Source organism: Bradyrhizobium sp. 14AA (assembly GCF_054185205.1).
Window position 1 is genome coordinate 257,190 of the sequence record NZ_JAVAYM010000007.1, and the last position, 20,441, is coordinate 277,630.

A 20,441-nucleotide genomic window follows, 5' to 3' on the forward strand; every position below is an offset into this window, starting at 1 on the left:
CTGGCATGGCCGCGGGCATGACATCGGCGGCTTCGGAGATTTCATCGCCGGTCGGCGTGGTCGCCGGCGGCGGCGCGATGCCGTTCGCGGTCGCCGACTCGCTCGCCGCGCGCGGCATCACGCCGGTGCTGTTTCCGCTGCGCGGGGCCTGCGATCCGGCGCGGGTGGAGAAATTCCGTCACCGCTGGATCTCGGTCGGCCAGCTCGGCCGCGCGATGCGGCTGTTTCGCGAGGAGGGCTGCCGCGACCTGATCTTCATCGGCACTCTGGTGCGACCCTCGCTCTCGGAGATCCGGTTCGACGTCAAGACACTCCGCCTGCTCGGCAACGTCATCCGTGCTTTCCGCGGCGGCGACGATCATCTGCTGTCGGGCGTCGGGCGCATCCTCGAGCAGGACGGCTTTCGGATGGTCGGCATCAAGGACGTCGCGCCCGACCTGCTGATGCCCGAAGGGTGCATCAGCAGGGGCTGGCCGAGCGACACCAGCAAGACCGACATCGAGCGCGGCCGCGCGGTCTTGACCGCGCTCGGTACGTTCGACATCGGCCAGGCCGTGGTCGTGATCGATGGTCACGTGGTGGCGGTCGAGGACATCGAGGGCACCGACGCGCTGCTCGCGCGCGTGGCGCGCCTGCGCGAGGAGGGCCGCATCCGCGCGGCGACGGGGCGCGGGGTGCTGGTGAAGGCGCCGAAGAGCAACCAGGATCTGCGTTTCGATTTGCCGACCATCGGGCCGCGCACGCTCGAAGGGGTCGCCGCCGCGGGCCTCGCCGGTATCGCCGTCATCGCCGGCAACACCATCGCCGCCGAGCCGCAGGCGATGATCGCGCTGGCCGACGCAAAATATCTCTTCGTCATGGGCCTGCCCGCGTGATGCAGGGCCGCGATCCCAAGCGGAAGATCTTCCTGATCGCGACGGAGGAATCCGGCGACAGGCTCGGCTCGGCGCTGATGAAGGTGCTGCGCCAGCGCCTCGGCGACGGCGTGCAGTTCGAAGGTGTCGGCGGCCGCACCATGGCGCGCGAGGGGCTGGAGTCGCTGTTTCCGATCGAGGAGCTGTCGATCGTCGGTTTCGCCGCGGTCGTGCAGCAATTGCCGAAGATCCTGCGGCTGATCCGACAGACTGCGGACGCCGTGACCGAGGCCGCGCCGGATGCGCTCGTCATCATCGACAGCCCCGATTTCACCCATCGCGTCGCCCGCCGCGTGCGCGCGCGCAATCCGGCGATCCCGATCGTCGATTATGTCTCGCCGCAGCTCTGGGCGTGGCGGCCGGGACGGGCGCGCACCATGCTCGGCTATGTCGATCATGTGCTCGGCCTGTTGCCGTTCGAGCCGGAGGAATATCGCAAGCTCGGCGGGCCGCCCTGTAGCTATGTCGGCCATCCCCTGATCGAGCAATTGCCGTCGCTGCGGCCGAACGCGGAGGAGCAGGCGCGACGCGATGGCGAGCCGCCGGTGCTCCTGGTCCTGCCCGGCAGCCGCCGCAGCGAGGTCAGGCACCATCTCGACGTGTTTGGCGGGACGCTCGGCCGCTTGCAGGCCGAAGGTCGCGTGTTCGAGCTGATACTGCCGACCATGCCACATCTCGAAGCCACTATCCGCGAAGGCGTCGCGAACTGGCCGGTCAAGCCGAGAATCGTGACCGGCGAGAACGAGAAGCGCGCCGTGTTCCGGATCGCACATGCGGCGCTGGCCAAATCCGGCACCGTGACGCTGGAGCTCGCGCTGTCGGGCATTCCGATGGTGACGGCCTATCGCGTCGGCGCGATCGAGGCATTCATCCTGCGCCGCGCCATCCGCGTCTCCTCGGTGATCCTCGCCAACCTCGTGATCGGCAAGGATGTCATTCCGGAGTATCTCCAGGAGGAGTGTACGCCGGAGAAGCTGGCGCCGGCGCTCTCCGAACTGCTGACGGATTCGCCGCTGCGCCGGCAACAGGTCGAAGCCTTTGCCCGGCTCGATCAGATCATGTCGACCGGCAACAAGTCGCCGAGCGTGCTCGCCGCCGACATCGTGCTCGCGACGATGCGGAAGGGGCGGCGGACGAGCTAGCCCAAGCCGCCATCGACCTGAATGCATTGGCGGGTGATGCGCCGGCTGTCGTCGGACGCCAGAAACAGCGCCATGTCGGCAATGTCCTCGGGCGTCACCGCATCGGGAATGGCCTGACGGGTGCGGATCTCGGCGATGATCTTTTCGTCGGGATACCACAGCCGGCGCTGGCGTTCGGTGATCACCATGCCCGGCGCAATGGCGTTGACGCGGATGCGGTCGGGGCCGACCAGGCGGGCCAGCGAGTTGGTGAAGCCGACGATCGCCGCCTTGGCCGCGGCGTAGACCGGTAGCGTCGGGGCGCCGCGCATCCAGGCGATCGACGACATGTTGATGATCGAGCCGCCGCCGCGCGCCTGCATCTGCGGCACCACCGCCTGGGCCGCAAAGAAGACGTGCTTGAGATTGACGCCCATCGTCCAGTCGAACTCGGCGGGCGTCACCTCGGCCAGTACCTGGCGCTGGTCATTGGCGGCGTTGTTGACGAGCACTGCGGCATCGCCGAGCACGCCATGGGCCTTTGTCATTGCCGCGCGCAGCGCCTCGATGTCCAGGAGGTCGCACGGCACGAACAACGGTGCGGTGCCAGACGTCGTCGCCACCTCTGCGACCAGCGCCCCGCCGGCCGCTTCATCGATGTCGAAAAAAGCGACCTGGGCCCCCTGGGCCGCGAAGGCCCGTACGAAGGCCGCTCCGATGCCGCTGGCGCCGCCGGTAATCAGCGCCACCTGGCCCGCAAGGCCTGAATAGATCGTCTTCGTCATGCGATCAGTCGCTCCGTCTCGGGGTCGAACAGGCAAAGGCGGCGCGTGTCCAGCGCGAAGGGGGCAGCGGTGCCCGGCGCGGGGCGAACGTCCGGGGAGATGCGCGCCTGCGCGGGCTCGCCGCCAAGCCGCAGCAGGACGATGGTCTCGGCCCCGGTCGGCTCGATCATCTCGACCGGTGCGTTGACGACGATGGGCGCCTCGCCGGAAAATACGCGGCCGCCCTCGGCGATGCATTCCGGCCTGATCCCGAGCACCACCTCGCGGCCGACATAGGGCGCCGCAGCGTCATAGCCCTGGAGGCGCAGACGGACCTCGTCGGGCCTTCCCGCGCCGATCACGGCCAGCAGCCCGCCGGAATCGGCCTCGAGCCGTGCCGGCATCGTGTTCATCGGCGGCGAGCCCATGAAGCCGGCGACGAACAGGTTCGCCGGATAGCGGTAGACCGTATCAGGGTCGGCGAATTGCTGCACCACGCCCCGATGCATCACGGCGATCCGCGTCGCCATCGTCATCGCCTCGATCTGGTCGTGGGTGACATAGATGATGGTGGCGCCGATGCGCTGGTGCAGCCGCTTGATCTCCATCCGCATCTCGACGCGCAGCTTGGCATCGAGATTGGAGAGCGGTTCGTCGAACAGGAAGAGCAAGGGATCGCGCACCAGCGCCCGGCCCATCGCCACGCGCTGGCGCTGGCCGCCGGACAGCTGCGACGGCTTGCGGCCGAGCAGGGGCTCGATCTGGAGCAGTTTTGCGACATTCGCGACCGCCTTCTCCTGCTCCGCCTTCGGCACATGGCGGCATTCCATGCCGAAGGTGATGTTCTGGCGTACCGTCATCGACGGATAGAGCGCGTAGGACTGGAACACCATCGCGATGTCGCGGTCCTTGGGCGGGATGTCGTTGACGACACGGCCGCCGATTTCCACGGTGCCTGCGCTTGGACGATCGAGCCCGGCGACGATGTTGAGCAGCGTGGACTTGCCGCAGCCGGACGGTCCGACCAGCACGGTGAATTCGCCGCTCTCGATGTCGAGATCGATGCCCTTGAGCACCTCAAGATTGGCGTAGCGCTTCGACAGGGTTCGAATGCTCAGTGCTGCCATGACAATTCCATCATTTCACGGCCCCGGCAGTGAGGCCGCGTACGAAATACCTGCCGCCGAGGAGATAGATCAACAAAGTGGGCAGGGCCGCGATGATCACCGCGGCGCTCTGCACGCCATGCTGTGGGATGTCCGCGACTGCAGCGGACAGCGCGATGAGAGCGGCCGTGACGGGCTGCTGTTGGCCGCTCGTGAAGGTCACGCCATAGAGGAACTCGTTCCAGATGTGCGTGAACTGCCAGATCACGGTGACGATCAGGATGGGCGGTGAGAGCGGCAGGATGATGCGCCAGAAGATACGAAAGAAGCCGGCGCCGTCGATCCGCGCGGCCCTGATCAATTCATGGGGAATGGCGACATAATAGTTGCGGCAGAACAGCGTGGTGAAGGAGAGCCCCTGGATCGTGTGAATCAGCACGAGGCCCGCCAGCGTGTTGATGAGGCCGATGTCCCTGAGCACGATGGTCCAGGGCAGCAGGCGCATCTGCTGGGGAAGGAAGAGGCCAAGGGTCACGATGCCGTAGACCCAGTTGTCGCCGCGAAAACGCCAGAGCGACACCGCGTAACCGGCGATCGCCCCGAGCAGGGTCGAGAAGATCGTCGCAGGGATCGTGACGAGCGCGGAGTTCAGCATGTACGGCCGGATGCCGGCGCAGGTCTCGGCGACGCAGAAGCCGCTCCAGGCAACGGCGTAATTGCTCCAGGCCAGGTGCTGCGGCCAGCCGATCATCGAACCCTGCGCGATCTCCTCGTTGGTACGGAGCGAGTTCAGCACGACAACGGCCAGTGGCGCGAGCCATGCTGCAGCGATCAGCGAAACGATGAGATAGATCAAGATCCGGCCTGGTGCGAAGCTTGGCTCACGCATGGGTCGCCCGCCGCTGCTGGACATAGCGCCACGCTGCATAGGGCACCAGGACCGCAAGAAGAATGAGCAGCATGAGGACGGCCGCCGCCGCCCCGCGGCCGAGCAGGCTACGCTGGAACATCAGGTCGTAGACGACAAGGGCCGGCAATTGGGTCGCGATTCCCGGCCCGCCGTTGGTGAGGGCGCGGACGAGGTCGAACGCCGAAATCGCGAACTGCAACTGGACGACGACGACGGTGATGGTGATCGGCCAAAGCGTCGGCAGAATGATGCGCCGGTACATTCGGAACGGTCCCGCGCCGTCGATCTGTGCGGCCCTGATGATGTCGGCGTCGACGGACCGAAGGCCGGCAAGGAAGAGCGCCATGGCGAAGCCGGAGGATTGCCAGATCGCGGCGATCACGATGGTCCAGATGGCCATGTCGCGGTCGATCAGCCAGTCGAACTTGAAGGAGGTCCAGCCAAGGTCGTGGACCAGCTTCTGGATTCCAATGCCGGGATTGAGCAGCCAGCTCCAGACCGTGCCGGTGACCACGAACGACACCGCGAGGGGATAGAGGAAGATGGATCGCAGCACGTTCTCGCCGCGGATGCGCTGGTCGAGCAGGATCGCAAGCACGAGGCCGGTCACCGCGCTCAGCAGCACGAACGCACTGCCAAACAGCAGCAGATTGTCGAGGGCGATCTGCCAGTTCCGCGACGCCGCGACCGCCGAGTAGTTGCGCAAGCCCACCCAGCCCGAGACCGGAACGAGGGTGGACGGCGTGAACGAGATCCAGATCGTCCATAGCGAAAACGAAATGAGGTGCGCGGCGCACAAGAGCAGCGGCACCCAGATCATCAGGTATTCGGGCAGCCGGCGCACCATGTCAGAGGCCGCCGGCCGGCCCGGTCTTGTCGCGACGACGCTGGTCAACGGGCGCCCTCGACGGCCTCGGCGAGGCGGGTGGCGGCCTGCTCCGGCTTGATCGTCTTGTTCTTCACGTACTCCGTGATCACGTCGATCATCGCAGCGGTCATGCCGTTTTCCTGCGCCATGTTGTGCGCGAGGCTGAGGACCGCCTGGTTGCTGGCGATCGCGTCTTTCAGAGCGGCTGCGGTCCGGCGCTGACCGTCCGACCAGCCTTCACCGGACAGATCGACATCGGTGCGCACCGGGATCGATCCCGTGATCTGCGAGTACATCGTCTGGATCGCGGGATCCATGACGAGCTGGGCCATCAGCGTCTGGCCGGCTTGCAGGTCAGGGTCCTTGCGCTGCCAGAAGATGAAGGCGTCGGCATTCAACAGGAAGACCGGCTTGCCATTGTCGCTGGGGCCTGGCGCGATGGTGAAGTCCTCGAACTTGAAGCCGGCATTGCGCAACACGCCCTGGGCCCAGCCGCCCATGATCATCATGCCCATGTCGCCGTCGACGAAGCGCTTCAGATTGGTCGAGAAGTGCTGGGCGCCGACGTTGGGGTCCATCCAGTCGGCGATCTTGCGCACCTGTGCGAACGCAGCCTTGATCTCGGGACCCTCCAGGGTCTTCTTCTCGAGATTCATGATGGCTGCGCGGTAGGCGAGGGGACTGATGCCCGCCAGCGCGGCTTCGAATTTTTGCCCGTCGTCCGGTCGGGTGCCGCCGTTGGCGACGGGATAGGGAACGCCGCCCGCTTTCATCTTTTCGGCGAGGTCGTTGAACTCAGCCCATGTGACGGGGATCTTGTCGGCCTTGGCCTTGTCCATCGCGCGTTTGGAGAGGAAAAGCATGTTGGTGCTGTAGATCTGCAACGGCAGTGCGATCCATTTGCCGCCCGGCTTGTGCAATTTCGCAAGGTCTGGAGCGACGACCTTCTCATAGCCGGCGGCAGCGACGACGGCGTCGAGGTCAACGGTCGGGGCGATCTTCGACCAGGCCGCAATCTCGGGACCCTTGAGCTGCGAACAGGCCGGCGGATCGCCGGCCATGATCTGAGCGCGCAGCTTGTTCATCATCTCGGTGGTGAATCCGGGAACGGGCGAGTGCTGCCAAACGCCGCCTTTCTCCTCGAATTTCTTCCCGAGCGCGGTGATCGCCGCTCCATCGCTGCCTGCGGACCATTGCGAGATCGCGGTCAGGCGCGGCTTGGCCGCGCCTTGTGCGCGGGCAAATGCCGGCAGCGCGAGAGTGGCAACGGATCCAGCGAGCAGACGACGCCTTGTTGTTGTGATCGGCATGACAGTTCCTCCTGGTGTGAACGTGTTGGCGCGTTGAGGCCGCGCGGCTCAGGGCATGTCAGGCAGCCTCCGTCGATGCCGCAGGCATGCCGCCGCGGCTGGCCAGACAAAATGCGGCGAAAGCCAGCGCGGCCTGCGGATCGTTCCCGGTCGAGGGCGGAACGAAGGCGAGTGACACCTGCGCCAATTTGCGTCCGCCTAGCAGGCAGGCGTCGATCCCCTCGATCACGGCGTTGCGATCGTCCTCGGCGAGCAGCGACGGCCAGCCGCTGATCGCGACGCCACCGCAGGGCTTCACGTTCAGCGTGTTGCCGATCGCAAGGCCAAGCCGGAACAGTCTCCGGCGCAGCTCCTGGCGAACGCGCGACGAGAGCGGGATCGTGTGCACCCATTCGCTGCCGAGCTGCAACAGCTCGGCTTCGGAAACGCCAAGGACGTCCGCCAGGGCAGGAAGCGAGGTGTAGGCCTCGACGCAGCCATGATGGCCGCAGCGGCAGCGCGGTCCCTCGGGCCCGAACACCATGTGGCCGAGCTCGACCGGTTGCAGGGCATCGGCCTCGGCCGGATCGTCCATCCAGGCGCCAGCAACGCCGTGGCTGACGAAGACGAACAGATGCGTGTCGCTGAATGGATAATGTTCCGTGCGGCAGCGGTGGAAGGTGGCGTGCGCGACGACGGAATTGGTGAATTCGGCCGGCACGTCGGCAAACATCTCGCCGAGCATCGCGCTGATGCGCTCGACATCGCAGGGAATGATCGGATTGGTCGACACACTCAGCCGGCCGAGGCCCGGAATGGAGACGCCGATTTGTGCGAGGGTGATGCGGTGGCGCCGCGTCCACTCGCGCAGCAATGTCAGCGCCTCGCGAAACACCCGGCCGACGGATTCGACGGTTGGCGTTTTCGGCAGCAGCATACGCTCCGTGTAGTGCAGCTCACCCGACAGGCTACCGATGCCGACACTGAGCCGTTGGGTGCCCAGCTCCAAGGCGGCAAGCGCCACCGAGCCGTCCAGCGACACGAGGCCGGTCGGGCCGCCGACGTAAGGGGCAGGGCGCCGCACCTCCTCGATCAGGCCTTCGGCCTTCAGATCGAACAGGATGCGCGACAGGCTGGCCTCGGACAGACGTACGGCTTTCGCCAACGGCGGCCGAAACGAGCCGCCCGACTGAAGCAGGTGAGTCAAAATGGCAGCGCGCGTCTGCCGCCGACTTCTCGGCTGCTCCGGCATTTCCATCCCTGTCGTCATTCTTACTTAGTGTAAGAATTTGCGCGCGGAGCGTTCGGACTGTCAAGCGTTTGCCGGCGCGATGCGCCGACTTGTTGTTGTGCGTGGCAACAAGATTGGCGCGTGCGATGTCCCTCAGGAGAGACGCGCGACGTCGACGATGATCCGTCTGCGGTTGTCCGGGTCGACTAGGATAGGCAACACGACGCCATCGGCAGTGCGGCTTGCGCGGCGGTCTGGGCTGCTGAAGGACATGCGTGTGATCGCTTCCCAACTCGGGCCGCCATTCGGGTCGTTCACCGCGACGGCGATATCCCACGTCCCGCCCGGCGCGCTGCTCGGTTGGGCCTCGTGCGCGCTCAACACCTTCGCCGTCGTCGGAACCAGACCGACCACGGCGGCGCCACCGGCCAGCGCAATCTCCATCTGCTGTGGCGTCAGCCCGTTGACCAGCGCCGGCGACGAAGCGGCATGCTCCACCTCGTGCCAAGTGCGGGGAAACGGGCGGCGGCCGGGCGTGTTGGCCTCCGGCGCGCCGCGCAAACGCTCCGCGAGCTGTTCGGCGGCTTCACGGCCGGTCGAAACCAGATCCCATTCGATCCTGAACCGTGTCGGATCGGCCAGATCCACGGTGACGGGAAGCATCGTCCCGGGACACGGCCATTTCAGCTTGGGGACGTCGTAGCCGTTGTATCGCACGGCCGTCGCTGCGACGCGTTCGGCGATAATCAACCCGTCAATGTCGCATCTGGGATGGAGCACCATTTCGCCGGCCGCATCGGGAAACGGTGAGCAGGCCACGACCTGCAACCATCCCTCCACCGGGTTCGTAATCTGCATCCGCTCGCCCTGCGCTTTGCTCGATCCGGGGCACCTACCAAACAAAAGCGGCGCGATCGTGAGACAGCGCGTTTCAGGACAGCTCGCTGTTTCGCAAATTACGGTGCCGGCGGCCGCGTTCCCTCCGACCATTCCGGCAATTCGGATTTCGGGTCGTACCAATTGGCGGCATCCGATCGCCAGATGTGGACTTCGGGGCGCTCGACAATCGGCGTGTCCAGGCAGCCCATCCGCAGCAGGAGGGTGCTCCTGCCGTCGCGCGCGGCGACGATGTGCGATCCGCATTGCGAGCAGAAGTAACGCGTCTTGCCCGGCGAGGATTCGAAACCGCGCAGCAGGTCCTCGCCCCTGGTCCAGCGAAAGCGGTCGCGGGGGACATTGGTGACGGTGGAGAAAGCCGAGCCGTGGGTCTTGCGGCAGGTCTGGCAATGGCAGTGCATGATTAGACCCGGGGCTGCGTCGACCTCGTAGGCAACACGTCCGCAGAGACAGCTTCCGCTCAGCATCAGGTTCTCCAATCTGTAGGGTGGACGAAGCCACCGGGTCGAGCGAATGCGCGCCCGATGACAGGCTCCGCGGTCCCACCCTACAAGGTCACTGCACAAACAAAAACGGCGCCATCGTGAGATGGCGCCGTTTGGAAAGCCGTGTTGGCTGAAGACTTACTTGCGATCCTTGATCGCGACGTAATCGCGCTTGGTCACGCCGGTGTAGAGCTGGCGCGGACGGCCGATCTTCTGCTGCGGGTCCTCGATCATCTCGCTCCACTGGCTGATCCAGCCGACGGTGCGGGCGACCGCGAACAGCACAGTGAACATCGAGACCGGGAAGCCCATCGCCTTCAGCGTGATGCCCGAATAGAAGTCGACGTTCGGGTACAGCTTGCGGTCGATGAAGTACTGGTCGCTGAGCGCGATCTTCTCGAGCTCGAGCGCCACCTTCAGCATCGGATCGTCGCCATGGCCGGTCTCCTTGAGCACGGCGTGACACATCTTCTGCATGATCTTGGCGCGCGGATCGTAGTTCTTGTAGACGCGGTGACCGAAGCCCATCAGGCGGACTTCAGAGTTCTTGTCCTTCACCTTGGCGATGAACTCGGGAATCTTGTCCACGGTGCCGATCTCGGCGAGCATCGCGAGCGCGGCTTCGTTGGCGCCGCCATGCGCCGGGCCCCACAGGCAGGCGATGCCGGCGGCGATGCAGGCGAACGGGTTGGCGCCGGAAGAGCCGGCGATGCGCACCGTCGACGTCGAGGCGTTCTGCTCGTGGTCGGCATGCAGGATGAAGATCTTGTCCAGCGCGTCAGCGAGCACGGGATTGCTCTTGTACTCCTCGCACGGCACGGCGAAGCACATGTTGAGGAAGTTCTCGGCAAAGGAGAGCGAGTTCTTCGGATACACGAAGGGCTGGCCGACCGTGTACTTGTAGGCCATCGCCGCCAGCGTCGGGATCTTGGCGATCATGCGCATGGAAGCGATCATGCGCTGCTTCGGATCGTTGATGTCGGTCGAGTCGTGATAGAACGCGGCGAGCGCGCCGACGGAGGCCACCATCACTGCCATCGGATGGGCGTCGCGGCGGAAGCCCTGGAAGAAGCGGGCCATCTGCTCGTGCACCATCGTGTGATGGATCACGCGGTAGTCGAAATCCTTCTTCTGCTCGGCAGTCGGCAGATCGCCGAACAGCAGGAGATAGCAGGTCTCCAGGAAGTCGCCGTTCTCGGCGAGCTGCTCGATCGGGTAGCCGCGGTATTCCAGCACGCCCGCGTCACCGTCGATATAGGTGATCTTGGACTGGCAGCTCGCGGTCGAGGTGAAGCCGGGGTCGTAGGTGAACAGGCCGGACTGGCCGTAGAGCTTGCCGATATCGATGACATCGGGCCCGACGCTGCCGCTGTGGATCGGAAGATCGTAGTTCTTGTTTCCGACCGTCAGTGTAGCGGTCTTGTTGCTTGGTTTTGCGTCCATCGTAGGTCCCCGATGAAATGTGAAACGGACCGGAGCCGGAGGCCCCATGCGAGTTGATTGGGGCAGGCCGGATGTTCCAGAAGGTACGGGGGAGATGGGTATATTATTGCTGTGTGCGCTGCAAGATCACCGCGCGCATGCTCGACTTACGTCGTAGCCTGGCCCTCCCTGGCCCTTGACCTAGCCTTTGGCCTGATCTTCAAGCCGGCCCAGGCTTTCCTGGCGTCCCAGGACGTCCAAAACCTCAAATATACCAGGCGACGTGGTCCGTCCGGTCAGCGCCGCCCGGAGCGGCTGGGCAACGGCGCCGAGCTTGAGACTATTTTCCTCGGCAAAGGCGCGTAGCGCGGCTTCCGTGGCGGTGCCGCTCCACGTCTCGACTTTCTCCAGCGCGGAATGCAGCTGGCCGATCAGCTTGCGGTTCTCGGGTGTCAGCAGGGCTGCCGCCTTCGGATCGAGCTGCAATGGCCGGTCGGCGAAGATGAAATAGGCGCCGTCGATCAGCTCGATCAGCGTCTTGGCGCGCTCCTTCAGGGCCGGCATGGCCTTGAGAAGCTGTGCCCGCGTGGTGTCGTTTAACTTGGCCTTAAGCTCGTCGCGGCTGGGCACGAGGTGGTCCAGCACGTCCTCGAACATCTTCACGAGTGATTGATCGTCGGCGTGGCGGATGTAGTGGCCGTTGAGGTTTTCCAGCTTGGCGAAATCGAAGCGGGCGGCGGCGCGGCCGACGCTGGCGAGGTCGAATGCCGCGATCATCTCCTCGGTCGAGAAAATCTCCTGGTCGCCATGGCTCCAGCCGAGGCGGACGAGGTAATTGCGGAGCGCGGCCGGGAGGTATCCCATGGCGCGGTAGGCATCGACGCCGAGCGCGCCGTGGCGCTTGGAGAGCTTGGAGCCGTCCGGGCCGTGGATCAGGGGGATGTGGGACATGCTCGGCAGCGCCCAGCCCATCGCATCGTAGATCTGCTTCTGGCGGGCGGCGTTGATCAGATGGTCGTCGCCGCGGATCACGTGGGTGACGCCCATGTCGTGGTCGTCGACCACCACCGCGAGCATGTAGGTCGGGTTGCCATCGCCGCGCAGCAGGACGAGGTCGTCGAGGTTCTCGTTCTGCCAGACCACGCGGCCCTGCACCTGGTCCTCGATCACGGTCTCGCCGGTCTGCGGCGCGCGCAGGCGGATGGTGGGCTTGACGTCGGACGGGGCCGTTGCCGGATCGCGGTCGCGCCACATGCCGTCATAGAGACGGGTGCGCCCCTCCGCGCGCGCCTTCTCGCGCATCGCGGCGAGCTCCTCGGCCGTGGCGTAGCAGCGATAGGCCTTGCCGTCGGCGAGCAACTGCTCGGCGACCTCGCGGTGACGGGCGGCCCGGCTGAACTGGTAGATGACGTCGCCGTCCCAGCCGAGCTCCAGCCATTTCAACCCGTCGAGGATGGCGCCGATCGCAGCCTCCGTGGAGCGCTCCCGGTCGGTGTCCTCGATCCGCAGCAGCATCTTGCCGCCGTGCTTCTTCGCATAGAGCCAGTTGAACAGCGCCGTGCGGGCGCCTCCGATATGGAGGAAGCCGGTCGGCGAGGGAGCGAAGCGGGTGATGATTTGGGATGTGGTCATTCTGTGGCGGGCAAGGGCGGTCAAGTTGTGGAGCGACCGTGTATCATAGGGATGGGAGATTTTGCCAATGCTAATCCAGGTCGTTCATAGCCATCCGCTCGCGGACAGCTACAACCATGCGCTGTTCCACACCATCGTCGAGACGCTGGAACGCCGGCACGAGGTGATCGCGACCGATCTTGACCGCGAGGGCTTTTCGCCGGCGATGACCGAGGCAGAGCGGCGCAGCTACTTTCAGGGACCCTATGCCGAGGACGCCGTGGCGCGCCTCATCGGTCAGTTGCGGCGGGCCGACGGCATCATCTTCTGCTTCCCGCATTGGTGGTTCTCGATGCCGGCCATGCTCAAGGGCTATTTCGACCGGGTCTGGGCGCCCGGAACGGCATTTGCCCACGATCTGGGCGGCGGTCGTATCAGGCCGTTGTTGACCAATATCCGCCTGTTCGGTGTCGTGACGAGCTACGGTTCACCGTGGTGGCTGACCCGGATCGTCATGCAGGATCCCGGCCGCAAAGTGCTGTTTCGGGCGCTGAGACCGATGTGCGGGCCTCGCGTTCGCTCGTTCTATCTGGCGCATTACGACATGGATCGCTCCACGCCGGCATCTCGAGCTGCCTTTGTCGAGCGCGTACGCGCCAGGATCGCCGAAGTTTGACCGGGAGGCGGGCTTGGGGCTTGGCCTGACGGCGCGAATTTGGCAGAAGGACCGCTGATTTCCCGACAGGATTTTCGTAATGACAGAACCGGTGGCAGCTGAGGTTGGGCGCGATTTCATTCGTGACATCATCCAGGCCGACCTCGATCAGGGCAAGTACAGGGAGATCGTGACCCGGTTCCCGCCGGAGCCGAACGGCTACCTCCATATCGGCCACGCCAAGTCGATCGCGCTCAATTTCGGCATCGCCCAGGAGTTTCCGGGCCGTTGCCATCTGCGCTTCGACGACACCAATCCGGTCAAGGAAGAGCAGGAATATATCGATTCCATCCAGGCCGACGTGCGCTGGCTCGGCTTCGACTGGGGCAAGAACCTGTTCTTCGCCTCCGACTATTTCCAGCGCCTGTACGAATGGGCGGAGAAGCTGATCCGCGACGGGCTCGCCTATGTCGACGACCAGACCCAGGAGGAGATCCGTCTCTCGCGCGGCACGCTGACCGAGCCCGGCAAGAACTCGCCGTTCCGCGACCGCAGTGTGGACGAGAACCTCGACCTGTTCCGCCGCATGAAGGCCGGTGAATTCCCGAACGGCGCGCGCGTGCTGCGGGCCAAGATCGACATGGGTGCAGGCAACATCAATCTGCGCGACCCCGTGCTCTACCGCATCCTGCATGCGCACCATCCGCGCACCGGGACCGAGTGGAGCATCTATCCGAGCTACGATTATGCCCATGGCCAGTCGGATGCGATCGAGGGCATCACGCATTCGATCTGCACGCTGGAGTTCGAGGACCACCGGCCGCTCTACGACTGGTTCATCGAGAAGCTCCCGGTGCCGTCGCAGCCGCATCAGTACGAGTTCGCCCGGCTGAACCTGACGTATACGCTGTTGTCGAAGCGCGTCCTGACCCAGCTGGTCCGCGAGGGCCATGTCGCGGGCTGGGACGATCCGCGCATGCCGACCATGGCGGGCATGCGTCGCCGCGGCGTGCCGCCGGCGGCCTTGCGCGAATTCGTCAAGCGCATCGGCGTCGCCAAGGCCAACAGCGTGGTCGACGTCGGCATGCTCGAGTTCTGCATCCGCGAGGAATTGAACCGCACCTCGCAGCGGCGCATGGCGGTGCTCAAGCCGCTCAAGGTGGTGATCGAGAACTATCCGGAAGGGCAGGTCGAGGAGCTCGACGCGATCAACCACCCGGACGACCCCAGCGCCGGCACGCGCAAGATCAATTTCGGCCGCGAGCTCTATATCGAGCAGGACGACTTCATGGAGAATCCGCCCAAGAAGTTCTTCCGCCTGTCGCCGGGCAACGAGGTGCGGCTGCGCTACGCCTATTTCGTCAAATGCACCGGCGTGATCAAGAACGATGCGGGCGAGGTGGTGGAGCTGCGCTGCACCTACGATCCCGCGACCAGGGGCGGCAACGCTCCCGACGGCCGCAAGGTCAAGGCGACCATGCACTGGCTGCCGGCGGCGAATTCGAAGCCGGCGGAAATCCGCATCTACAACCAGTTGTTCGCGAACCCGAGCCCGGACGCTTCGAACTTTGCGGCCGATCTCAATCCGAACTCGCTGGAGATTCTGTCCGACGCCCGGATCGAGGCGTCGGTCGCCGAGAGCAATGCGACGGAGCCGATGCAGTTCGAGCGCCAGGGCTATTTCGTACGTGACAAGGACTCGACGCCGGGCAAGCCGGTGTTTTCGCGCACCATCGGCCTGCGCGACACCTTTGCGAAGGAAGTCGCAAAGGGCTGAAGGACACGAAAATGAGCAACGAAGCCGACGACATCGTTTCCGCCATCATCGCGAAATGGTGCGCCGGCTTCGCAATGCTCGATGCTGCGGCACTGTCCTCGCTCTATGCCAAGAACGCATTCTTCTTCGGCTCCAACCCAAGACTCTATCGGGGCAGGGACGGCGTTGCCGAATACGTCAACGGCCTGCCGCGCTGGCGCAAGCCGAGCGCTGCATTTTCCGAGGTGCAGGTCGCGCAGGCAGGCCCCGACCTGATCAACATGGGCGCGACGATCTCCTTCGACCTTGCCGGTGAGCGCCCCGACCTCGTCGTCAAGATGAGCTGGGTCATCATCCGCGAGGACGGCGACTGGAAGATCGTCAATCACCATGCCTCGTCGCGGACATCGCTGATCTAGCGGCAGCGGAACGTCCTGCGTCCTGACGCAGGGCGTTTGCTGGGGCCTTTCCAGGGACAGACGTGTCAGGATTGGCGCCTCGGATCAGCGCAGCGGCAACATAACGCAGGTTGGATCGATGCATTTTCATCGGTGCGCCCCATCTAATTGGAAGAGGGGAGGTGAGCATTATGCGCATCCAACATTGGCAAGATGCTGCCAGCCTGTTGGTCGGCGTATGGCTGGTCCTGTCGTCCTTCGTCCTGGGCTTGTCCGGGGCGGCTGTCTGGATCACCATCGCGCTCGGGCTCGGCGTCGTGCTCTTTGCCGTAGAAGCGTTTGTCATCCCGTCATATCTGGAAGAGTGGGGAGAAATGCTGCTGGGTCTGGCCCTTGTGCTCGCGCCTTGGACCATTGGCTATGAGTCAGCATCAGCCACGGTGAGCAGCGTGTTGTCGGGCATATTGGTGATCTTGCTCGGCGGCTGGGAACTGATGTCCGATCGTGACTTCACCGCCTGGTGGCACGATCGCTGGCATCATCCAGCCGGCTGACAAGAGCGGTTAGCCGAACTTTCGCCGACCTCTATCCGCTGGCGGTCGGAGAGGCGGGGATTTGGCTCCGGCATTCCGAAGGAAAGGTGCGGTGCAGGGCCTCGCGGTCCTGCACCGGGTCATCCCATCACAACCCATCACAATGCGGCTCTGGGCTCGATCGGTTGCCAGATGCTGATCTTTCGCGTCTCCGGCATCAGGAAGACAGCGAGCACGAAGCACACCGCGGGGACCACGATCGGGTAGATCAGTGCGTAGCCGATGCTGCCGGTCGCGGCGAATGCTGCCGAGGTGATGAACGGCACCAATCCGCCGCCCCAGCCGTTGCCGATGTGGTACGGCACGGAGACCGACGTGTACCTGATCCTGGCGGGGAAGAATTCCGCCAGAAACGCGCCGACCGGCCCGTACACCATCCCGACGTAGCAAACGAGGATGAAGATGATGAAGATAGCGGTCGGATAGTTGATGTTTCCGGGCTGCGTCACCGTACCCAGCCACAGATACAGCGGATAGTACGTGATCGCGGCGAGCAGCATGCCTCCGAGGATCACCGGCTTGCGGCCGATCTGATCCGACAGCCAGCCAAAGAAGATCAGGCTCGGCGTTGCGATGAGCAGTGCTGTTCCCACGATGTAGGCTGAGGTCAGCGGGTCCACCTTGGAGACCTGCTGCAGGAAGTACAGCGCCCAGAATTGACCGCTGTACCAGACCACGCCCTGTCCGATCAGGACCACGATGGCGATCCCGATATATTTGACGTTCGAACTGAGGAAGGCCTCCTTCCACGGATTCCTCGTCATCTGCCCGCGGGCCTTGATCTCCTGGAAGATCGGCGTCTCCTGGAGCTGGAGGCGGATATAGATCGCGATGGCCACCAGCAGGAAGGACACCAGGAACGGAACGCGCCACGCCCATTCGTCGAAGGCCTGGTTGCCGGCATAGGTCCGCGTGAGGACGATGACGGCCAGCGACACCACGATCCCGAGAGTGGGAGAGGTCTGTAGCCAGCCGGTGTAGTAGCCGCGCCTGTCGTCAGGCACATGCTCGGCAACATAGGTGATGGCGCCACCATATTCGCCGCCCAGGCACAGGCCCTGGATCATGCGCAGCCCGAACAGAATGAACGCGGCTGTCAGGCCGATCGACTGGTAGGTCGGGATCAATCCGATCGCTCCCGTGCCCAGTCCCATTCCGCTGAGCGTGATGAGAAACGTATATTTGCGGCCGACCCGGTCACCCATCCATCCGAACAGGAAGGCCCCCAGCGGACGGATCAGAAATCCTGCCGTGAACAGCGCGATCGTGCTGAGCAGGGCGGCGACGGGGTGGGACTGCTCAAAGAACTTGACCGATAGAACTGCGGCCAGGCTGCCAAAGATGTAGAAATCATACCATTCGATGATGTTTCCTACCGACGCAGCGATGATCACGCGGCGAAAATCGCTCGGTACCTGCATGTACGCCTCCTATGGTTTCAAAACGTCTCCTCGCTTGTTTCAGCGTCGATCGTCTCGCGGGAAGAGCGTGATGCGCGGCGTCGCAGGCGCCAATTCAAAGAGTTGCGTCGGCAACGTCTGACCTCAGGCGCGTTTTGCGCCACCTGAGAAGAGCTCCAGCGGCCTTGGAACCGCGAGCCACCACTGCCTGCCCGTCTGTCGGGGAGGCGGGGAACGTAGTGTAATCCCACCACGGGTTGGCAACTTATGAGACTTTCGGCTCAATCGATCTGACACGGGGCGGTTTTGCGACAGAGATCGCAAGGACTCGAATTGTCCGCGACGTCTGGTAATCAGCGAACGGAAAGGCGTCTCAGGCGTTGTGAGGGGTCCAACAAGGAAACCACCATGCAGACCATCGCAGAGCATATGGAAGTCATTGGCGCCGACGGCGTGCACGTCGGCACCGTCGACCGTGTCGAGGGCAATCGCATCAAGTTGACCGAGAAGGACAGCGGCGAGGGCAGCCACAAGGGCCACCACCATTTCATCGACAAGGGCTTCGTCGCCGACGTCGAGGGCAACAAGGTCCGGCTGTCGGCCAAGGCGGCTGTCGCCGTGACGATGGAAGAGGAAAAGTAGGGCTCGGGCCGCTTCGTTCCTGATCCGTACCGCTATTCGGCCGCCTGCACGTTCCGGTAGCATCCGCGCCGGTTGCGTAGTGTAAGGTGCAGAGAATGGCGGAGCCGGGCCGGCCGCAGCGCGTCTCGCAAGGCATCGCCGGCACTTGGCCGACGGGCCGGACCGCGTCGGCCGGCGGCTTTGTCCCGGCGGGCCTTGGCGCCTGGCCAGCACTCGTCGAGGCACTGCGCGAATGGGCGCGTGCCGAAGCCGGCGCCGGGCGGCTGTTGCCGTGGGTGCCCGTCGCCTTCGGCGGCGGCATCGCGCTGTACTTCGCCGCCGATCATGAGCCGGTGCTGTGGGTCGTCGCCGCGACGGCGGTCGCCTTCATGCTGGGCGCGGTCCTGTTGCGGCGGAGCCGGCTGTTCGCCCCAGCCATCATGATCGCGGCGGTTGCTGCCGGCTTTGCCATGGCGACCTGGAAGACGGCGCGCATTGCGCACACGGTGCTGGCCAAGCCGCTCTATTCGGTGTCGCTGTCGGGCTACGTCGAGGCGCGCGATATCCGCGAGCGCACCGATCGTTTCGTGCTGCGCGTCACGGCGATGGAGGCGCAGCGCAGCGACGTCAAGCTGGAACGCGTGCGCCTGTCGGTGCGCAAGGGCACCGCGCCCGAGGTCGGCAGCTTCGTGCAGCTCAAGGCGCGGCTGCTGCCGCCGCTCTCGCCGGTGCGTCCCGGCAGTTACGACTTTTCGCGCGACATGTTCTTCCAGGGCATCGGCGCCTCCGGTTTCGTGATGGGCGCGATCACGGCGTCGGTGCCACCGGATGCCGGCGGCTTGCGGCTGCGCTACGCGGCCTTCATGCAAGGCCTGCGCGATGCGATCGATGCGCGCATCCGTGCCACGCTCGAGGGCGACAACCGCGCGATCGCGACCGCGCTGCTGACGGGGCGGCGCGATGCGATCACGACGCCCGTCAATGATGCGATGTTCATCTCCGGCCTCGGTCATGTGCTCTCGATCTCCGGCTACCACATGGCGGTCGTTGCCGGCGTCGTGTTCTTCGCCGTGCGCGCGCTGCTCGCGCTGATCCCGGGACTGGCGGCCGGCTTTGCCATCAAGAAATGGTCGGCCGCTGCCGCGCTGGTCGCGGCCGCGTTCTATCTGCTGCTGTCGGGTGCGGAGGTCGCGACGCAAAGGTCGTTCTTCATGACCGCTGTGGTGCTGATCGCCGTGATGGTCGATCGCCGCGCCATCACTTTCCGCACGCTGGCGGTGGCGGCGCTGATCGTGCTCGCGGTCGCGCCGGAAGCGGTGGTGCATCCGAGTTTTCAGATGTCCTTCGCCGCAACGCTCGGTCTCGTCGCGCTGGTGCAGATCGGCATGCCGAATTTGTTTGCCTCACCCGATCATTCGGCGACCGCGCGCATCGCGATGTGGGGCGGCCGCGAGATCGCCATGCTGTTCCTGGCCTCGCTGATCGCGGGGCTCGCGACCACGCCCTATGCCGCTTTCCACTTCCACCGCGTCACGCCGTACGGCGTGCTCGCAAATCTCGGTGCGATGCCGGTGGTCTCGGCGCTGGTGATGCCGGCGGGACTGCTCGGATTGCTCGCGGTGCCGTTCGGGCTCGACGGCGTGTTCTGGTGGCTGATGGGGATCGGCATCGACTGGATGGTCGCGGTCTCGGGCTGGGTGGCAGCGTTGCCGGGTGCGGTCGGCCGCATCCCGGCTTTCGGCATCGCGCCGCTGGTCGCGGCGAGCCTCGGGATCATCGTGATGGGCCTCTTGCGCACGCCCTTGCGCTGGTGCGGCGCTCTGGTGCTGCTGGCAGCAATCCTCTGGGGGCTGTCGGTGCGGCAGCCCGACATCCTGATCGCCGGGGACGGCCAGAGCGTGGCGGTGCGGGGCAGGGACGGGCAGCTGCATCTGATCAGGGCGAGCAAGGACGGCTTCCTGCTCAAGGAGTGGTTGGCGGCCGACGCCGATCTGCGCGATGCCGGGCGTGCCTCGCTGGCGGACGGCGTGTCCTGTGACGAGTCCGGCTGCGTGACGCCGCTCGCCGACGGGCGTCTGGTCGCGCTTTCCCTGCGCGTCGACGCGCTGGCGGACGATTGCAGCCGCGCCGCGCTGGTGGTGACGGCACGGCCCGCGCCGCCCGATTGCGCGGCGATGGTGGTCGACCGGCCGCGGCTCACGAGCCAGGGCGCGCTGGCGCTGACGCAGCGTGGTGACGGTTTTTCGGTTCAGGCGGTGCGGGCGAGAGGCGCGAGCCGCCCCTGGTTGCCGGCCGGAGCCGGCGAGGGAGACTTTGACGGCAGCCTTGCGCCGAAGACGGCCGCGCCCCGTAACCGCGATGCGACGCCCTCGGAGACCGATTTGCAGGCCGACGATTGAC

At 65.1% G+C, this 20,441-nt stretch carries 19 protein-coding genes; 8 read left to right on the forward strand and 11 right to left on the reverse strand.

Features of this window, described 5'->3' with window-relative positions; all coding sequences use genetic code 11:
- Window positions 1-17: 17 nt before the first annotated feature.
- Both RAD15_RS15955 and lpxB read left to right on the forward strand, forming a co-directional pair.
- Window positions 18-875, forward strand: a complete 858-nt coding sequence (locus RAD15_RS15955) for an LpxI family protein (RefSeq protein WP_458179129.1) — start codon at window positions 18-20, stop codon at window positions 873-875.
- Entirely contained in the window at window positions 872-2,056 is a 1,185-nt protein-coding gene (lpxB, locus tag RAD15_RS15960; protein ID WP_458178990.1) for a lipid-A-disaccharide synthase, read from the forward strand. The genes RAD15_RS15955 and lpxB overlap by 4 nt, the downstream gene beginning before the upstream one ends.
- On the opposite strand, the gene RAD15_RS15965 is transcribed toward lpxB, so the two are convergent.
- The 10 genes from RAD15_RS15965 to gltX all read right to left on the reverse strand — a co-directional run bounded on the left by RAD15_RS15965 (window position 2,053) and on the right by gltX (window position 12,639).
- Window positions 2,053-2,820, reverse strand: coding sequence for an SDR family NAD(P)-dependent oxidoreductase (locus RAD15_RS15965; RefSeq protein WP_458178992.1), 768 nt, complete (start codon window positions 2,818-2,820; stop codon window positions 2,053-2,055). The two genes, lpxB and RAD15_RS15965, sit on opposite strands and share 4 nt — an antisense overlap.
- Window positions 2,817-3,926, reverse strand: a complete 1,110-nt coding sequence (locus RAD15_RS15970; RefSeq protein ID WP_458178994.1) for an ABC transporter ATP-binding protein — start codon at window positions 3,924-3,926, stop codon at window positions 2,817-2,819. The genes RAD15_RS15965 and RAD15_RS15970 overlap by 4 nt, the downstream gene beginning before the upstream one ends.
- A 10-nt stretch (window positions 3,927-3,936) precedes the next feature.
- A complete protein-coding gene (locus tag RAD15_RS15975) occupies window positions 3,937-4,794 on the reverse strand; it encodes a carbohydrate ABC transporter permease (RefSeq protein WP_458178996.1) in 858 nt (285 codons plus the stop codon).
- The gene (locus RAD15_RS15980) at window positions 4,787-5,710 is read right to left on the reverse strand and encodes a carbohydrate ABC transporter permease (RefSeq protein ID WP_458178998.1); all 924 of its coding nucleotides are present in this window, start codon (window positions 5,708-5,710) and stop codon (window positions 4,787-4,789) included. Before RAD15_RS15980 ends, RAD15_RS15975 begins: the two co-directional genes overlap by 8 nt.
- Window positions 5,707-6,993: an ABC transporter substrate-binding protein gene (locus tag RAD15_RS15985; protein WP_458179000.1), complete on the reverse strand. Its 1,287-nt coding sequence runs from the start codon at window positions 6,991-6,993 to the stop codon at window positions 5,707-5,709. Before RAD15_RS15985 ends, RAD15_RS15980 begins: the two co-directional genes overlap by 4 nt.
- A 58-nt stretch (window positions 6,994-7,051) precedes the next feature.
- The gene (locus RAD15_RS15990) at window positions 7,052-8,230 is read right to left on the reverse strand and encodes an ROK family transcriptional regulator (protein ID WP_458179002.1); all 1,179 of its coding nucleotides are present in this window, start codon (window positions 8,228-8,230) and stop codon (window positions 7,052-7,054) included.
- A 126-nt stretch (window positions 8,231-8,356) separates the two neighbouring features.
- Window positions 8,357-9,061: a hypothetical protein gene (locus RAD15_RS15995; RefSeq protein ID WP_458179004.1), complete on the reverse strand. Its 705-nt coding sequence runs from the start codon at window positions 9,059-9,061 to the stop codon at window positions 8,357-8,359.
- A gap of 98 nt (window positions 9,062-9,159) precedes the next feature.
- A complete protein-coding gene (locus tag RAD15_RS16000) occupies window positions 9,160-9,567 on the reverse strand; it encodes a GFA family protein (RefSeq protein WP_458179006.1) in 408 nt (135 codons plus the stop codon).
- Window positions 9,568-9,723: 156 nt separating this feature from the next.
- A complete protein-coding gene (gene gltA, locus RAD15_RS16005) occupies window positions 9,724-11,028 on the reverse strand; it encodes a citrate synthase (RefSeq protein WP_458179008.1) in 1,305 nt (434 codons plus the stop codon).
- 180 nt (window positions 11,029-11,208) lie between these two features.
- The gene (gene gltX / locus RAD15_RS16010) at window positions 11,209-12,639 is read right to left on the reverse strand and encodes a glutamate--tRNA ligase (protein WP_458179010.1); all 1,431 of its coding nucleotides are present in this window, start codon (window positions 12,637-12,639) and stop codon (window positions 11,209-11,211) included.
- Between the two features lie 67 nt (window positions 12,640-12,706).
- Between gltX and RAD15_RS16015 the strand changes: the two genes are divergently transcribed.
- The 4 genes from RAD15_RS16015 to RAD15_RS16030 all read left to right on the forward strand — a co-directional run bounded on the left by RAD15_RS16015 (window position 12,707) and on the right by RAD15_RS16030 (window position 15,981).
- A complete protein-coding gene (locus tag RAD15_RS16015) occupies window positions 12,707-13,294 on the forward strand; it encodes an NAD(P)H-dependent oxidoreductase (RefSeq protein WP_458179012.1) in 588 nt (195 codons plus the stop codon).
- Between the two features lie 79 nt (window positions 13,295-13,373).
- Entirely contained in the window at window positions 13,374-15,050 is a 1,677-nt protein-coding gene (locus RAD15_RS16020) for a glutamine--tRNA ligase/YqeY domain fusion protein (RefSeq protein WP_458179014.1), read from the forward strand.
- Window positions 15,051-15,061: 11 nt separating this feature from the next.
- Entirely contained in the window at window positions 15,062-15,448 is a 387-nt protein-coding gene (locus tag RAD15_RS16025) for a YybH family protein (RefSeq protein WP_458179016.1), read from the forward strand.
- A gap of 170 nt (window positions 15,449-15,618) precedes the next feature.
- Window positions 15,619-15,981, forward strand: coding sequence for an SPW repeat protein (locus RAD15_RS16030; protein WP_458179018.1), 363 nt, complete (start codon window positions 15,619-15,621; stop codon window positions 15,979-15,981).
- Window positions 15,982-16,118: 137 nt separating this feature from the next.
- Here RAD15_RS16030 and RAD15_RS16035 read toward each other — a convergent pair whose 3' ends face one another.
- Window positions 16,119-17,441: an MFS transporter gene (locus RAD15_RS16035; RefSeq protein WP_458179020.1), complete on the reverse strand. Its 1,323-nt coding sequence runs from the start codon at window positions 17,439-17,441 to the stop codon at window positions 16,119-16,121.
- 387 nt (window positions 17,442-17,828) lie between these two features.
- Here RAD15_RS16035 and RAD15_RS16040 point away from each other — a divergent pair, with 387 nt between their 5' ends.
- Together RAD15_RS16040 and RAD15_RS16045 are read left to right on the forward strand one after the other, a co-directional pair.
- Window positions 17,829-18,062, forward strand: coding sequence for a DUF2171 domain-containing protein (locus RAD15_RS16040; protein ID WP_458179022.1), 234 nt, complete (start codon window positions 17,829-17,831; stop codon window positions 18,060-18,062).
- Window positions 18,063-18,157: 95 nt separating this feature from the next.
- Window positions 18,158-20,440: a ComEC/Rec2 family competence protein gene (locus tag RAD15_RS16045; RefSeq protein ID WP_458179024.1), complete on the forward strand. Its 2,283-nt coding sequence runs from the start codon at window positions 18,158-18,160 to the stop codon at window positions 20,438-20,440.
- The last annotated feature ends 1 nt before the right edge of the window (window position 20,441 follow it).

Coding starts and splice junctions, on each gene's coding strand:
- RAD15_RS16000 (WP_458179006.1), bottom strand. CDS start 9,567: ATGCTGAGCGGAAGCTGTCTCTGCGGACGTGTTGCCTACGAGGTCGAC.
- gltX (WP_458179010.1), bottom strand. CDS start 12,639: ATGACCACATCCCAAATCATCACCCGCTTCGCTCCCTCGCCGACCGGC.
- RAD15_RS16015 (WP_458179012.1), top strand. CDS start 12,707: ATGCTAATCCAGGTCGTTCATAGCCATCCGCTCGCGGACAGCTACAAC.
- RAD15_RS15955 (WP_458179129.1), top strand. CDS start 18: ATGACATCGGCGGCTTCGGAGATTTCATCGCCGGTCGGCGTGGTCGCC.
- RAD15_RS15985 (WP_458179000.1), bottom strand. CDS start 6,993: ATGCCGATCACAACAACAAGGCGTCGTCTGCTCGCTGGATCCGTTGCC.
- RAD15_RS16020 (WP_458179014.1), top strand. CDS start 13,374: ATGACAGAACCGGTGGCAGCTGAGGTTGGGCGCGATTTCATTCGTGAC.
- RAD15_RS15965 (WP_458178992.1), bottom strand. CDS start 2,820: ATGACGAAGACGATCTATTCAGGCCTTGCGGGCCAGGTGGCGCTGATT.
- RAD15_RS16035 (WP_458179020.1), bottom strand. CDS start 17,441: ATGCAGGTACCGAGCGATTTTCGCCGCGTGATCATCGCTGCGTCGGTA.
- RAD15_RS16030 (WP_458179018.1), top strand. CDS start 15,619: ATGCGCATCCAACATTGGCAAGATGCTGCCAGCCTGTTGGTCGGCGTA.
- RAD15_RS15975 (WP_458178996.1), bottom strand. CDS start 4,794: ATGCGTGAGCCAAGCTTCGCACCAGGCCGGATCTTGATCTATCTCATC.
- RAD15_RS15995 (WP_458179004.1), bottom strand. CDS start 9,061: ATGCAGATTACGAACCCGGTGGAGGGATGGTTGCAGGTCGTGGCCTGC.
- RAD15_RS15970 (WP_458178994.1), bottom strand. CDS start 3,926: ATGGCAGCACTGAGCATTCGAACCCTGTCGAAGCGCTACGCCAATCTT.
- gltA (WP_458179008.1), bottom strand. CDS start 11,028: ATGGACGCAAAACCAAGCAACAAGACCGCTACACTGACGGTCGGAAAC.
- RAD15_RS15990 (WP_458179002.1), bottom strand. CDS start 8,230: ATGGAAATGCCGGAGCAGCCGAGAAGTCGGCGGCAGACGCGCGCTGCC.
- RAD15_RS16045 (WP_458179024.1), top strand. CDS start 18,158: ATGGCGGAGCCGGGCCGGCCGCAGCGCGTCTCGCAAGGCATCGCCGGC.
- RAD15_RS16040 (WP_458179022.1), top strand. CDS start 17,829: ATGCAGACCATCGCAGAGCATATGGAAGTCATTGGCGCCGACGGCGTG.
- RAD15_RS16025 (WP_458179016.1), top strand. CDS start 15,062: ATGAGCAACGAAGCCGACGACATCGTTTCCGCCATCATCGCGAAATGG.